The 14,143-nt window shown below is 72.5% G+C and carries 14 protein-coding genes; 7 read left to right on the forward strand and 7 right to left on the reverse strand.

Features of this window, described 5'->3' with window-relative positions; translation table 11 throughout:
• Window positions 1-11: 11 nt before the first annotated feature.
• Window positions 12-737, reverse strand: a complete 726-nt coding sequence (locus VQH23_RS25035) for a GntR family transcriptional regulator (protein ID WP_338666159.1) — start codon at window positions 735-737, stop codon at window positions 12-14.
• A gap of 844 nt (window positions 738-1,581) precedes the next feature.
• Here VQH23_RS25035 and VQH23_RS25040 point away from each other — a divergent pair.
• The 4 genes from VQH23_RS25040 (at window position 1,582) to VQH23_RS25055 (ending at window position 6,563) form a co-directional block, all read left to right on the forward strand.
• Window positions 1,582-2,361 (forward strand): transglycosylase SLT domain-containing protein, encoded by a 780-nt coding sequence (locus VQH23_RS25040; protein WP_338663384.1) that lies wholly within the window; start codon window positions 1,582-1,584, stop codon window positions 2,359-2,361.
• A gap of 54 nt (window positions 2,362-2,415) precedes the next feature.
• Window positions 2,416-3,510 carry a ligase-associated DNA damage response exonuclease gene (locus VQH23_RS25045; RefSeq protein WP_338663385.1) on the forward strand — a complete coding sequence of 365 codons (1,095 nt, stop codon included), beginning with the start codon at window positions 2,416-2,418 and terminating at the stop codon, window positions 3,508-3,510.
• Entirely contained in the window at window positions 3,507-5,117 is a 1,611-nt protein-coding gene (locus VQH23_RS25050; RefSeq protein WP_338663386.1) for a cisplatin damage response ATP-dependent DNA ligase, read from the forward strand. Before VQH23_RS25045 ends, VQH23_RS25050 begins: the two co-directional genes overlap by 4 nt.
• Window positions 5,118-5,300: 183 nt before the next feature.
• Window positions 5,301-6,563, forward strand: coding sequence for a hypothetical protein (locus VQH23_RS25055; RefSeq protein ID WP_338663387.1), 1,263 nt, complete (start codon window positions 5,301-5,303; stop codon window positions 6,561-6,563).
• 106 nt (window positions 6,564-6,669) lie between these two features.
• Here VQH23_RS25055 and VQH23_RS25060 read toward each other — a convergent pair whose 3' ends face one another.
• From VQH23_RS25060 to VQH23_RS25070, 3 genes are read right to left on the reverse strand one after another with little or no spacing between them, the layout of a single operon-like run.
• The gene (locus VQH23_RS25060; RefSeq protein WP_338663388.1) at window positions 6,670-7,092 is read right to left on the reverse strand and encodes a YciI family protein; all 423 of its coding nucleotides are present in this window, start codon (window positions 7,090-7,092) and stop codon (window positions 6,670-6,672) included.
• 4 nt (window positions 7,093-7,096) lie between these two features.
• A complete protein-coding gene (locus tag VQH23_RS25065) occupies window positions 7,097-7,573 on the reverse strand; it encodes a VOC family protein (protein ID WP_338663389.1) in 477 nt (158 codons plus the stop codon).
• Window positions 7,573-8,001, reverse strand: coding sequence for a VOC family protein (locus VQH23_RS25070; protein ID WP_338663390.1), 429 nt, complete (start codon window positions 7,999-8,001; stop codon window positions 7,573-7,575). Before VQH23_RS25070 ends, VQH23_RS25065 begins: the two co-directional genes overlap by 1 nt.
• 137 nt (window positions 8,002-8,138) lie before the next feature.
• Between VQH23_RS25070 and VQH23_RS25075 the strand changes: the two genes are divergently transcribed.
• Window positions 8,139-8,750, forward strand: a complete 612-nt coding sequence (locus tag VQH23_RS25075; protein ID WP_338663391.1) for a winged helix-turn-helix transcriptional regulator — start codon at window positions 8,139-8,141, stop codon at window positions 8,748-8,750.
• Here VQH23_RS25075 and VQH23_RS25080 read toward each other — a convergent pair.
• A complete protein-coding gene (locus VQH23_RS25080) occupies window positions 8,747-9,826 on the reverse strand; it encodes an alpha-hydroxy acid oxidase (RefSeq protein WP_338663392.1) in 1,080 nt (359 codons plus the stop codon). The genes VQH23_RS25075 and VQH23_RS25080 overlap by 4 nt on opposite strands.
• Before the next feature lie 95 nt (window positions 9,827-9,921).
• Here VQH23_RS25080 and VQH23_RS25085 point away from each other — a divergent pair, with 95 nt between their 5' ends.
• Window positions 9,922-12,336, forward strand: a complete 2,415-nt coding sequence (locus tag VQH23_RS25085) for a heavy metal translocating P-type ATPase (protein ID WP_338663393.1) — start codon at window positions 9,922-9,924, stop codon at window positions 12,334-12,336.
• A complete protein-coding gene (gene cueR, locus VQH23_RS25090) occupies window positions 12,333-12,725 on the forward strand; it encodes a Cu(I)-responsive transcriptional regulator (RefSeq protein ID WP_338663394.1) in 393 nt (130 codons plus the stop codon). Before VQH23_RS25085 ends, cueR begins: the two co-directional genes overlap by 4 nt.
• On the opposite strand, the gene VQH23_RS25095 is transcribed toward cueR, so the two are convergent.
• Both VQH23_RS25095 and VQH23_RS25100 read right to left on the reverse strand, forming a co-directional pair.
• Complete coding sequence (locus VQH23_RS25095) at window positions 12,722-13,111, reverse strand: RidA family protein (RefSeq protein WP_338663395.1); 390 nt, start codon at window positions 13,109-13,111, stop codon at window positions 12,722-12,724. The two genes, cueR and VQH23_RS25095, sit on opposite strands and share 4 nt — an antisense overlap.
• Before the next feature lie 15 nt (window positions 13,112-13,126).
• Window positions 13,127-14,095, reverse strand: coding sequence for a tripartite tricarboxylate transporter substrate binding protein (locus VQH23_RS25100; RefSeq protein ID WP_338663396.1), 969 nt, complete (start codon window positions 14,093-14,095; stop codon window positions 13,127-13,129).
• Window positions 14,096-14,143 lie beyond the last annotated feature (48 nt).

The following is a 14,143-nucleotide window of genomic DNA, read 5'->3' on the forward strand; positions in this document are numbered from 1 at the left end:
CGCCCGAAGCGTCAGGCGATCTCCACCGCGTAGCGGTGCGCGCGGGTGTCGAGGCGGGAGACGCGCAGCTCCACCGGGCGTCCGGCGGCGTCGAAGGTCACGCGCTCGATCAGGAGAAGCGGCGTGCCGACGGGGCAGCCCAGCACGGCCTGATCCGCCTCCATCGCGGCGGTGGCGGAGAGGTTCTCCTCCGCCTGCACCACGATGATGCCGTGGGCATTGCGGTAGTGGACGTAGATCTCCGTTCCCAGCTGCTTCGGCGCGAGCGGCAGGGTGAGCTCCGGGAAGAGCGCGGCGGGGAGGCTGATGCGCTCCGCGATGCGCGGCTCGCCCTCGAAGACGCGGCTGCGCTCGATGCGGTGCACCGCCTCCCCGGGGGCGAGGCGGAGGCGCCGCGCCTCCTCCTCGGAGGCCGGGCCGGTGGTGACGCCGGTGATGACGGTCTCCGGCTCCACCGGGCGCCCGGCCAGGTTCCGCACGCGGAAGAACTGGCCCAGCGCCTGCTGGCTGGTCTGCTGGGCGACATAGGTGCCGCGGCCCTGCCGGCGCTCAATCAGGTGGCGCCGCTCCAGCCCGGCCAGGGCGCGGCGGAGGGTGCCGGCGGAGACGCCGAGCTCGGCGGCGAGGTCGGGCTCGGCCGGGATGGCCTGGCCGGACTTCCAGGTGCCGGAGACGATCCGGTCGTTCAGGATCGCCTCCACCTGGACGTAGAGGGGACGGGCGTCGGGGCGACGCATCTCGTTCACGGGACGCTTCCGGGCTGCATGGGCCGCGGCACCTTACCATCCCGCGATGCAGCGATGCGAGAGCGGCGGCGGTCGGCTGCTCCGCGAATTCGGTGGGGATTAAAATTCCGTTGTGGAGCGCCTTAGCGGACGAAAGCGTCTTGTGTCTTATACAAGACCGTGCGACACGATGCGCGCCGCCGTCAAAGACGGGCCGGGTTTGGGGAAGGAAACGAAGGAGACGGCGCTGCGCCGCCGCGTCGCTGCATCGGGTGCGAGGCACCGGGCAGCGGGCGTGCAGCGCCGTCATCCTCACCCCGCCGCCCTGGCGCCTGCCGTTCCGGCCGAAATTCCTCCCAGCCCTCCGCTCCGCTCCTCTGCATCTTTATGCCCTGCGCCTCGCATTCGAGGCCGCTCCGGGAGCCTGGCGCCGGCCCTCCGGCCCGGGCCAGATCCGTTTCATTTCCGGCGGGCCGCGGGCGGCGTTGCCCGACAATACTGAATTCGTAAGTCCTCGCCGGCCCTGCCCGAGGCCCCCGCAAGTAGAGTTCGCGTGCCGAATACTTAGTCACGAATGAATGAAGAAACATCCATGGGGGATTGTGGCGCGAGGAAGGCGGAAACCATCGTTTCATCCTCGCGTTTATACGGCGGCGAGCGACCCCGCGGCATTTTGGGTTGCATTGACCTGTGCCTTGCTGGTAGCGGATGTCGCATGACGTCCGCGCCCCCTGTGTCGACCTCCCCCGGTCGGCAGCTGAACGCGGCGTTCCCGTGCGCGATGCCGCGGAGCGCCCCTCCGACTCAAGCCGGGAGCCCGATCCCACGACGACGCCGTAGCGGCGCCGCCAGGGTCGTGCTCGCCTCAACCCTCGTCGTCGGACTCGGCTCCCTCGCCGCCGGCTGCGCCACGGCCGATGGTGCCGGGCTGGCCGCCGGGGATGCCGCCGAGACCCCTGCCCTGGCCGAGGCCCAGGACACCCCGGCCCAAGGTGCAGCCACGACGGCCGGAGCACCTGCCCGCCGTCTGGCGCCCGGGATCATCCTGGCCAGCACGCGCCGCGCGCGGCCGGCCGCCGCCGCCCCGGCCACCGTCGAGCGCCGCGAAATCGACAGCCCCCGGGCGGCCTGCCTGGACGCCGTTCGTCAGGCGGAGCGCGCGCACAACATCCCCGAGGGGCTGATGGTGGCCGTGGCCCTGGCCGAATCCGGGCTGCACGCCCACGCGATGAACATCGGTGGCCGGTCCTACTTCCCGGACGGAATGGCCGAGGCCCGCCGCATCTACAATTCCGCCCGCCCCGGCCAGTACGTGATGGCGGGCTGCGTGCAGGTGAACGCCCGGGTGCATGCCCGCGGGTCCGACTGGCCGCTGGATCCCTGGCGCTCCGCGGATTGGGGCGCGGGCTACCTGCGCCAGCACTACGACAAGTCCGGGAACTGGGGGGACGCTATCCGGCGCTGGAACGGCGGCGGCGCCTCGGGTGACCGGCTGGCCTGCCGCGTCATGGCGAAGCTGAAGGTCTCCAACCCCGAGAGCAGCGTGCTGAGCGACACGCGCTGCGGCGGCGCGAACATCGCGCGGGAGCGGCGGAACGGCGAGGCCCTGCTCGAGGTGGCCGAGGCCGCCGACTGATGGGCTGAACGGGGTGGGTTGAAGCCCGGGAGGAGAGACAACGTTCCCTCCTCCATGCCCGCTCCCCATCCCGAGACCTGGATGAAGGTCACGCCCCTCGGCCTCCTCTGCGAGCCGGGGGGTTTCTACGTGGATCCCTCCCGTCCCGTGGAGCGGGCGGTGGTCAGCCACGGCCATGCCGACCACGCCCGCCCGGGACACGGGGCGGTGCTGGCCACGCCGGACACGCTGGCCATCATGCGCGCCCGCTTCGGGGAGGACCGCGCCGGGAACGAGCAGCAGGAACTGCCCTACGGCGGGTCCGTCTCCCGGAACGGGGTGCGGATCACGCTGGTTCCGGCGGGCCACGTGCTCGGCTCCGCCCAGGTGGTGCTGGAGTGGCAGGGCAGCCGGATCGTCGTCTCCGGCGACTACAAGCGGCGGCGGGACCCGACCTGCGCGCCCTTCCTGCCGGTGGAGTGCGACGTCTTCGTCACCGAGGCGACCTTCGCCCTGCCGGTGTTCCGCCACCCGCCGGACGAGCACGAGATCCGCCGCCTGCTGGACAGCGTGGCCCTGTTCCCAGAGCGGGCGCACGTCGTCGGCGCCTACGCGCTGGGCAAGACGCAGCGGATCATCGCCCTGCTGCGGGAGGCTGGGTGGGACCGGCCGGTCTACCTGCACGGGGCGTCGGAGAAGCTCTGCACCCTCTACGAATCGCTCGGCGTGCCGCTCGGAGACCTGCGGCCGGTGCCGAAGGGGCTGAAGCGCGGGCACCCGCCGATCCTGGCGGGAGAGATCGTGCTGGCGCCGCCCTCCGCGGAGGCGACGCCCTGGGCGCGGCGGCTGGCCGATCCCGTGACCTGCGCCGCCTCCGGCTGGATGACGGTGCGGCAGCGGGCGAAGCTGCGCGGGGTGGAACTGCCCCTGATCGTCTCCGACCACGCGGACTGGGACGAGTTGCTGGAGACGATCAATGAAGTTCGGGCACCCGAGGTCTGGGTGACGCATGGCCGCGACGACGCCCTGGTCCACGCGCTGGGGCTGCGCGGCGTGCGCGGCCGGGCGCTGCACCTGGTGGGGCGCGGCGACGAGGAGGATGAGGGCGCCCCCGAGGCGCCGCCGACCGAGGAAGAGGCGGACGCGGCGCGGCAGGGAGCGGCGCCGTGAGCGTCCAGGCCTTCGCGGACCTGCTGGAGCGGCTGGTCTTCACCCCCGGCCGCAACGCCAAGATCGCCCTGATCCGCCGCTGGTTCGCGGAGCAGCCGGATCCGGACCGCGGCGTGGGCCTGGCCGCGCTGACGGGGGAGCTGGCCTTCACCGCGGCCAAGCCGATGCTGGTGCGGAACCTCGTGGAGAGCCGGGTGGACCCGGTGCTCCTCGCCCTCTCCCACGACTATGTCGGCGACCTGGCGGAGACAGTGGCGCTGATCTGGCCGGAGCGGGAGGGGGTGAACACGCCGCCGCCCTCGCTGTCGGAGGTGGTGGAGGGGCTGGAACTGGCCTCCCGCGCCGAGGTGCCGGCGCTGCTGGAGGGCTGGCTGGACACGCTGGACGCGGGCGGGCGGCTGGCGCTGATTAAGCTCGTCACGGGCGGGCTGCGGGTCGGCGCCTCCGCCCGGCTGGCGAAGACGGCGCTGGCGGAGTGGGCCGGGCAGGATGTGGGCGAGATCGAGGAGGTCTGGCACGGCGTCGCGCCGCCCTACATCCCGCTCTTCCGCTGGCTGGAGGGCCAGGGGCCGCGGCCCGATGCGGCCGGCGCGCCCGTCTTCCGCCCGCTGATGCTCGCCCATCCGCTGGAGGCGCCGGCGGACATCGCGGCGGTGGAGGCGAACCCGGGCGACTGGCGGGCGGAGTGGAAGTGGGACGGCATCCGCGTGCAGCTGACCGCCGGGCCGGGCGGCCGGCGCATCTGGTCCCGCACGGGGGAGGACATCTCCAACGGCTTCCCCGAGATCGCCGAGGCCATGGATTTCCACGCCGTGCTGGATGGCGAGCTGCTGGTGATCCGGGACGGTGTCGTCGCGCCCTTCTCCGACCTGCAGCAGCGGCTGAACCGGAAGGTGATCGGGCCGAAGCTGATGCGGGACCATCCCGTGGCCGTGCGGCTCTACGACCTGCTGCTGGACGGGGAGGAGGACCTGCGATCCCTGCCCCTTGATCAGCGCCGCGCGCGGCTGGAGGCCTGGGTGGCGCGGCACGCGCCGGTGCGGATGGATGTGTCGGAGCAGATCCGCTTCGCGGGGCTGGATGAGCTTTCCGCCCTGCGCGACACGGCGCGGGAGGCCTCGATCGAGGGGCTGATGATCAAGCGGGCGGACAGCGCCTACGTGCCCGGCCGGGTGAAGGGGCTGTGGTGGAAGTGGAAGCGCGCGCCGCTGACGGTGGACGCCGTGCTGATGTACGCCCAGCGCGGCCACGGGAAGCGCAGCAGCTTCTACAGCGACTACACCTTCGGCCTGTGGCGCACGAACGAGGACGGCACGCGGGAGCTGGTGCCGGTGGGCAAGGCTTATTCCGGCTTCACGGACCAGGAGCTGGTCTTCCTGGACCGGTGGGTGCGCAACCACACCACCGGGCGCTTCGGCCCGGTGCGGGAGGTGGAGAAGAGCTTCGTGCTGGAGGTGATCTTCGACGCCGCCCAGCTCTCCACCCGTCACCGCTCCGGCGTCGCGATGCGCTTTCCCCGGATCGCCCGGTTGCGGCAGGACAAGCCGGCGGAGGAGGCGGACGCGCTGGAAACGCTGCTGGCCATGGTGGAGAACCGGAAGGAGTAGGGCCCGGCGGCTGTCCAGCCGAACCGGCTCCGCCACGCCGGCAAAGGATCCGCCGCGGCCACACGCATAGGCTATTTACTTTGGCGTCGATCGCCCTTCATCTGCCCCCATTAATGCGCTGCAACATGTGGGTCCCGCGCGTGCCGCCCCTGGTACCGGGACCCTTATGTCGGGGAATGGCACATGCTCGATGACGCGGGCGACTTGACGTCGCCTTCCCCTTCGAACGAGGCAGGCCCTGCCGGCCGCTGGTTCGGCCTGACCGAAACCGGCGACAGCTGGCTGAGGGGCGCGCGGCTGACGCTGCGGGCAGATGGCTCCATTGGCGGCGTGAACAACCGGGCGGTGCGCCGGTGGGCGATGGACGGCGGAACGCTTCTCTTCCTCGACCACAAGGGCGAGCGGAGCGCGAGTTTCGAGCCGGAGGGCGGGGATGACGGACGCCTGCGCTTCGTCGGCCGCTTCCTGGGTGCCGGGAAGGACGTGCAGCACCGGCTGGAGGAGTACGTCCGGGTCTCGCAGCGGCTGGAGGCCCTGCCCGAGGTGCTGCGCTTCGACGGCGAGTTCGGGGAGGAGGTGAACAGCTTCATCCCCTATGTCCACTGGCTGCAGCGGAACGGGGAGATGGCCGGGCGCCGGATCGACACCTATGCCGGCATGGAGCCCTTCTACTTCTTCCTGGAGCCCAACCAGATCGTCACGGAGAAGCGGAAGCGGGGCATGGTGCGGCCAAGCAACGCGCCGGACCACTTCCTCTACCCCAGCGGGCTCTACGCCCATCGGTCCGGGCTGGAATGGGCGCCGGACTACCGCGGCCGGTACGCGACAGATTTCCGCTTCGGGAAGCCCATTCTCGTCGTCCACAACAAGTACACGGTGGAGTGGGGCGGGGTTCCCCACAACTACCTCCGCGAGGAGACGCTGGAACGCATCTTCTCCAGCCTCAAGCACAAGTACCAGATCGTGTTCTTCGAGGCCGCCCGGGCCAGCCATGGGAGCCGCGGCTACTCGGAGGATCGGCAGGGGCTGCTGGAGTACAACGACGTCCAGATCGCGCAGCGCCACCCGGAGGTCCTGATCTTCGGCGACATGCTCGAGAAGTCCCGCGACTCCTACAACCTGCTGAAGCTGAAGGTCTTCGCCAGCGCCTACCACTTCATCACGACCCAGGGCGGCAACGCTCATATGTGCGCGCTCTTCCCCGGCTCCATGGTGGCGATCCAGCACATCCGCGGTGCCGAGTTCCGCTACACCTACCAGGACGGGATATTCCAGTTCCTGGCGAACCCGCGGCCGCTCTATTTCATCTGCAAGGATGCCGCGGCGCTGCACGAGGCCCTGCCGGCCTTCGAGGACTGCGCGAGGGTCGATGACCGCGTGCATCTCGGCCCCCAGGGGTACGCGCCCTACGAGCGCTACCGCCCGGTTCCCGGCCGGCGCTGGTAGGACCGGCGGAAGGTCCGGGGAGCGGCCTCGGGGGCTCCGGACATCGCCCTGGGCACGGCCCCGCGCCGGCCCGCTGGCGGCGGGGGCGGGCCTTTCGGGCGCCGGCCTACCGGTCCGCCAGGTCGCCCCGCAGCCGCTCCTCCCCGGCGGCGAGCTCCGGCGTCATCGCCTCGCCGAAATCCGCCATCTCGTAGAGCGGGCGGATCTCGATCTCGCTGGGGCCGGGCATGGGGTTGGGGCAGCGGCGCGCCCACTCCACTGCCTCCTCCATGTCCTTCACCTGCCAGAGCCAGAAACCGGCGACGAGCTCGCCCGTGGCGGCGAAGGGCCCGTCGCTGACGGTGCGGGCCGGGCCGTCGAAGGCCACGCGCCTGCCCTGGGAGGAGGGCTTCAGCCCCTCCCCCGCCAGCAGCAGGCCGGCCGCGGCCAGTTCCTCGTTGAAGCGGCCCATCGCCTCCATCAACTCGGTGGAGGGCATGCGCCCCGCCTCGCTGTCGGCCGTCGCCTTCACCAGGACCATCACGCGCATCGTCTCAACCTTCCGCGAAGGCCGCTTCCAGCGGCGCGACCTCGATCTTCACCATCTTCATCATTGCCTGCATGGCGCGGGCGGCGGCCTTGCGGTCCGGGCTCGTCAGCATTTCCGGCAGCACCTTCGGGAAAATCTGCCAGCTGACGCCGAAGCGGTCGGTCAGCCAGCCGCAGGCCACGGGCGAGCCGCCCTCGCCCAGCGCCTCCCAGAGGGCGTCCACCTCCGCCTGATCCTTGCAGGCGACGGAGAGGGAGATGGCCGGGGAGAGGCGGTGCTCCGGGCCGCCGTTCAGCCCCTGCACCTCGTGCCCGTCCAGCACGGCGGTCACGAGGAGCACCCTCTCGACCTCCTGCGGAGCCCCGCGCAGCACGCGGCCGGGCTCCGCCGGGCGCCCGGCGCGGCGGAAGGCGGCGACGTAGAAGGCGATCGCCTCCTCCGCCTGACCGTCGAACCAGAGGCATGTGGCGATGCCCGACATCAGGCAGCCGCCTTGCCGGTGGCGGCGATGTAGCCCTGCATGTCCATGAACATCGGCTCCCAGATGTGGCCGTCCGGGTCCTCGAAGCTGCGGCCGTACATGAAGCCGTAATCCTGCTTCGCCGAGGGGTCGGCCACGCCGCCGGCGGACGCGGCGGCCGCCACCATGGCGTCCACCTCCTCCCGGCTCTCGCAGGAGATGCATAGGAGGACCTCGCTCGCCGCCCGGGCATCGGCGATCGGGTGCGGGGTGAAGCCGGCGAACTTGGGGTGGGTGAGCAGCATGACGAAGATGGTCTCGGAGAAGACCATGCAGGCGGCGGTCTCGTCGGTGAAGTCCGGGTTCACCTTCGCGCCGATCGATTCGTAGAAGGCGACGGAGCGCTGCAGGTCGGTCACGGGCAGGTTCACGAAGATCATGCGGGCCATGGGCGTCCCCCTTCCTTGGCGTTGCTTGAACAGGCTGCCGCGTTCAGTTATCTAATGCAACCATGAAGTCAGAAAAACTAACTCACCCTGCGGAACGGCGACGGCGGTACGAGGATGCCTGCGCCACCGCCCACGCGATGGACCTGATCGGGGAGCGGTGGGCCCTGCTGGTGATGCGGGAGCTGATGTTCGGGCCGAAGCGCTTCACCGACCTGCGCGCCGACCTGCCGGGGATCAGCGCCAACGTGCTGACGCAGAGGCTGGAGGGGCTGGAGGCCGCGGGGGTGCTGGTCCGGCGCCGCCTGCCGCCGCCTGCCTCCGTGGGGGTTTATGAGCTGACGGCCTGGGGGCTGGAGAGCGAGCCGATTTTCCAGGCGCTTGGGCGCTGGGCGGCGCGGTCGCCGCTGCACGATCCCACCCTGCCCTTCAGCGCAGCCTCGCTGATGCTCTCGCTGGGGGCCATGCTGGACCCGGCGCGGGCGGAGGGGATGGCGGCGCGGATCGGGTTCCGGCTGGGGCGGGAGAGCTTCGTGGCCGCGCTGTCGGAAGGACGGATCGGGATCGAACACGGCGTGCCGGACGGGGTTGATGCCGTGCTGGAGGGGGCACCGCCGGTGCTGGCGGGGCTGATCTATGGCGGGCAGCCGATCGAGGCGCTGGAGGCGGCGGGGGCGCTGCGGGTGGAGGGGGATCGCGAGGTGGTGCGGCGCTTCGCCGGGCTGTTCCCGCTGCCGCCCAAGGCGGGCTAGGGGCCGCGCCAGATCACGTCGGGGCCGATGGAGTCCAGGGTGGCGCAGCCGGTGTGGACCATCGCCACCTCCAGTTCGGCACGCAGCAGCTTCATCACGTGCGCCGCGCCCATGGCACCCGCCACGGCCAGCCCGTGCAGCGGGGCACGGCCGACCAGCACGGCTCTGGCGCCCAGAGCCAGGGCCTTCAGCACGTCGGTGCCGCGGCGGACGCCGCCGTCCAGCAGCACAGGCACGCGCCCGGCCACCGCGCGGGCCACGGCGGGCAGGACCTCGATCGTGGCGGGCAAGGTGTCCAGCACGCGGCCGCCGTGGTTGGAGACGATGATGCCGGCCGCGCCGGCCTCGATGGCGCGCTCCGCGTCATCGGGCGTCAGGACGCCCTTGAGAAGGATCGGCAGGCGGGTGGCGGCGCGCAGGGCGGCGACGTCGTCCCAGGTGGCGGCGTGCTCCACGGCGGCGAAGATCTCGCTGCCGGATCGTGCGGGCGGCGGGGCGGCCGCGCCGCGCAGGTTCACGGCCTCCACGCCCGGGGGCAGGCGGAAGCCGGCGCGCTGCTCGCGGTTCCGCAGGCTGACGGGGGCATCGACCGTGACGACCAGCGCGGCGTAGCCCGCCGCCTCCGCCCGGCGCACCAGGGCGAGGGTGAAGGCACGGTCCGGCTGGATGTAGAGCTGGAACCAGGGGGCCGGCCGGACGCCGGCCGCAATAGATTCCAGCGGCAGGCTGGCCTGCGCGCTGACCACCATCAGGCTGCCCGTGGCCGCGGCCGCCACCGCCGTCGCGGCCTCGCCCTCCGGGTGCAGCAGGCGGTGGAAGGCGGTGGGGGAGATCAGGATGGGGTGGTCCAGCGCCTGGCCCAGCAGTTCCAGCCGGGTGTGGGCGCCGCGCATGGGGGCCAGGACGCGGGTATTCAGGCGCAGGCGGGCGAAGGCGGCGCGGTTCTCCGCCAGGGTGGTCTCCTCCCCCGCCCCGCCGCCGACATAGGCCCAGGCGTTCTCCCCCATGCGTTCCCGCGCGGGCGCCTCGTAGTCGGGCACGCAGACGATGCCGTCGGGGATGGGTTCGAAGGCCATGGAGCGGGATTAGGGCGGATGGCCGGGCGCGGGAACCACCCCTTGACCTTCCCATGATGGGAAGCCTCATCTGGGGTGGCGAAGGAGCCCTCTCCATGGCCGTTGCCGAGACCACCCGGATCACCCTGCCCGTCGAGGGCATGCACTGCGCGGGCTGCGTCGGCCGGGTGGAGCGCGCCCTGGCCGCCGTACCGGGCGTGACGGGCGCGAGCGTGAACCTGGCCACCCACCGCGCCACGGTGGAGGGGGAGGCGATCGAGGCCGGGGCGCTGCGGGCGGCGGTGGAGGCGGCGGGCTACGCCTCGCCTGAGGGGGCCACCGAGATCGGCGTGGCGGGCATGACCTGCGCCGGCTGCGCGCGGCGGGTGGAGCGGCATCTGGCCGCGCTGCCGGGCGTGAACGCGGCCTCCGTCAACTTCGCGACGCACAGGGCCACAGTGCGGCACGCGCCGGGCACGGTGGACCGGGCGGCGCTGGAATCGGCCATCCGCGCGGCGGGCTATGCGCCGGTGGCGGAGGCCGTGCCGGAGGAGAGCGCCGGTCCCGCTGCCCCGCCCGGAGCGGAGGAGGAGGCGGGGCTGCGGCGGGATGCGGCGATCGCGGTTGCTCTGGCCGCGCCGCTCTTCATGGTGGAGATGGGCGGCCATCTGGTGCCGGCGCTCCACCACGCGGTTAGCGGCACGGCGTGGAACCTGGCGCAGCTGGTCCTGGCGAGCGCCGTGGTTTTCGGGCCGGGTCTCCGCTTCCAGCGGACAGGCTGGCCCGCGCTGTTCCGTGGCGCGCCGGAGATGAACAGCCTTGTCGCCCTCGGCACCCTCGCGGCCCTGGCCTATTCGGCGGTGGTGGTGCTGGCGCCCGGGCTGGTGCCGGAGGAAAGCCGGCACGTCTACTTCGAGGCTTCGGCCGTCATCGTCGCCCTCGTCCTGCTCGGGCGATGGCTGGAGGCGCGGTCGCGCGGGCGGGCCTCGGCGGCGATCAGGCGGCTGCTGGACCTCCAGCCCCCCGTCGCGCGGGTGGACCGCGGCGGCGAGGAGGTGGAGGTGCCCGCCGCCGGGCTGCGCGCGGGCGACGTGATGCGCCTGCGCCCCGGCGAGCGCGTGCCGACCGACGCGGTGGTGCTGGAGGGCGAGTCCCACATCGACGAATCCATGGTCACGGGCGAATCCGCGCCCGTCCGCAGGGGCGTCGGCGACGCGGTGGTGGGCGGCACGGTGAACGGGGCGGGCGCGTTGCGCCTGCGGGCGACGGCGGTGGGATCGGGCACGGTGCTGGCGCGGATCACGCGGCTGGTGGAGGAGGCACAGGGCGGCAAGCTGCCGATCCAGGCGCTGGCGGACCGGGTGACGCTGTGGTTCGTGCCCGCCGTGATCGGCGTGGCGGCGCTGACCTTCCTGGGGTGGCTGCTGCTGGGCGGGGGCGTGGCGCAGGCGCTGGTCGCGGCGGTGGCGGTGCTGATCATCGCCTGCCCCTGCGCCATGGGGCTGGCGACGCCGGTGGCCGTGATGGTGGGCACGGGGCGCGGGGCGGAGCTGGGCGTGCTGTTCCGGCGCGGCGCGGCGCTGCAGGCTCTGCAGGGCGTCTCCGTCGTGGCGATGGACAAGACGGGGACGTTGACGGAGGGACGCCCGGCGCTGACGGATTTCCTGCCCGCGCCCGGCTTCGACGAGGCGACGCTGCTGCCGCTGATCGCCGCGGCGGAGTCCGGCAGCGAGCACCCGGTGGCTGCCGCGATCCGCGCGGCGGCGGCGGAGCGCGGGCTTCGCGTGCCGGTGGCCAGCAACATGCGCGCCGTGCCGGGCATGGGGTTGCGCGCGGAGGTGGAGGGGCAGCGCGTGGAGGTCGGCGCGGACCGGTTCATGGCCTCGCTCGGCCTGGACGTGTCGCCCTTCGCGGCCGAGGCGGCGCGGCTGGGCGGGGCGGGGCGCAGCCCGGTCTATGCGGCGGTGGAAGGGCGGCTGGCAGCGATCCTGGCGGTGGCCGATCCCGTGCGCGCCACCTCCCCAACCGCGATGTCGGCGCTGCGGGCGATGGGCCTGCGCCTGGCGATGGTGAGCGGCGACAACCGGCGCACCGCGGAGGCTATCGCCCGCCCGCTGGGCATCGGGGAGGTGGAGGCGGAGGTGCTGCCGGATGGCAAGGTGGAGGCGGTGCGGCGGCTGAAGGGCCGCGGCGCGCTGGCCTTCGTGGGCGACGGCATCAACGACGCGCCCGCTCTTGCCGCGGCGGATGTGGGCATCGCCATCGGCACGGGGACAGACGTGGCGATCGAGAGCGCGGATGTCGTGCTGATGTCCGGCGATCCGCGCGGGGTCGCGACCGCCATCGGCCTCAGCCGCGCCACGCTGCGGAACATCCGGCAGAACCTGTTCTGGGCCTTCGCCTACAACGCCGTGCTGATCCCCGTGGCAATGGCCGGGCTGCTCTCCCCCGTGCTGGCGGCGGCGGCCATGGGGCTATCCAGCGTCTTCGTCGTCGGAAATGCGCTGCGGCTGCGGGGATTCGCGCGGTGAGGATCGGGGAAGCGGCCGAGGCCTCCGGCGTCTCGGCGAAGATGATCCGGCATTACGAGGCGGTGGGGCTGCTGCCCGCCGCGGCGCGCAGGGACTCCAACTACCGCGATTACGGGGAGGCGGATGTCCACGCGCTGCGCTTCATCCGGCGGGCGCGGGACCTCGGCTTCTCGCTGGCGGAGATCGCGGGGCTGCTGGCGCTGTGGCGGGACAAGGCGCGGGCGAGCGCGGAGGTGAAGCGGCTGGCGCTGGCGCATGTGGAGGCGCTGGAGGCCAAGGCGCGGGACCTCTCCGCCATGGCCTCCACGCTGCGCCACCTGGCCGCGCACTGCCACGGCGATGCGCGGCCGGATTGCCCGATCCTGGAGGAGCTGGCGGGCGGGCCCTAGCCGAGGACGGCGACGGCCTCGATCTCCAGCAGGAAGTTCGGGCGCGGCAGGGAGTAGACGATGGCGGTGGTGCGCGCGGGGTACTTCCCGTCCGGGAAATGCGCGGCGTAGATGCGATTCATCTCCTCGAAATCCTCGCGCCGCGTCAGCAGCACGTTCACCTTCACCACGCGGGACCAGTCGCCGCCCGCCTCCTTCAGGAGGCCGGTGATGCTCTTCATCACCTGCGTCATCTGCGCGGGAAAGTCGCCGACGGCGAGCCGTCCCTTCTCGTCGTAGGCGGGAATGCCGGAGATGTAGAGGAGATTGCCGCACTTCACCGCCGGGGAGAGGGGCGCGGCCACCTTGAACTGGTCGGCGGGCTGGATGTGCTCGAGCGGGGTCATGGCGCGTTCCTCTGATCAGCCGGGCTGCAGGTTGGCGGCGCGGATCACCTCCGCATAGACCCCCGTGTCGCGGCCGATGCGGGCGACGAGCTCGGCGGGGCCGCCGCCGAGGATATCGAGGCCCAGCTCCTCCATCTTCGCGCGCGTGGCGGGGCGGTTGAGGGATTCCAGCCAGGCCTTGCTCAGCCCCGCCGCCACCTCGGGCCGCGCGCCCGCGGGCATGACCACGCCGTACCAGGAATCCGAGATCACCTGCGGGAAGCCCAGCTCGGCGAGCGTCGGCACCTCGGGCAGCAGGCGGTGCCGCCCCCTGGACACGACGGCGAGCGGCGTCACCTGCCTCTCCCGGATCACCTGCAGCACGTCCGGCATGTTGGCGAAGGTGTAGTCCACGCGGCCGGCGAGAAGGTCCGTCATCATCTGCGGCGTGCCGCGGTAGGGGACGTGCTGCGCGTTCAGCCCGGCCAGGAGCTTCAGGTGCTCCATCCCCATGTGCTGGCTGGTGCCCTGGCCGTTGCTGCCGAAGGAGAGGCCCGTCCCGCCCTGCCTCGCCTTCGCCAGGAAGGCCTGGAAGTCGGGGGCGAGCGCGGGGTGGCAGACCACGACGTGCGGCATCTCCACCAGCAGCGCGAGCGGGGTGAAGTCCGCCAGCGGGTCGTAGGGCTTCGGCCTGTGCAGGTTCGGGTTCACCGTGAAACTGTTGGCAACCACCAGCGCCGCCTGTCCGTCCGGCGGCATGGCCTTCACGGCCTGCACGGCCACCAGCGTGCCGGCGCCCGGCCGGTTCTCCACCACCACGTTCTGGCCCAGCAGGGGGCCGGCGCCGTCCGCGACGAGGCGGCCGACCAGGTCGATGCTGGAGCCCGGCGGGAAAGGCACGACGAAGCGCACGGGGGCGGCGGGCTTCCAGTCCTGCGCCAGGGCTGCCCGCGACGGCAGCGCGGCCAGGAGGGCAGGCATGGCGAGGAAGGCGCGGCGTTGCATGGGAAGTCCTCTGGCGGTCGCCCGGCGGGAGGGGAGCCCGCACCCGGT

The organism is Pararoseomonas sp. SCSIO 73927, assembly GCF_037040815.1.
GTDB lineage: Bacteria > Pseudomonadota > Alphaproteobacteria > Acetobacterales > Acetobacteraceae > Roseomonas.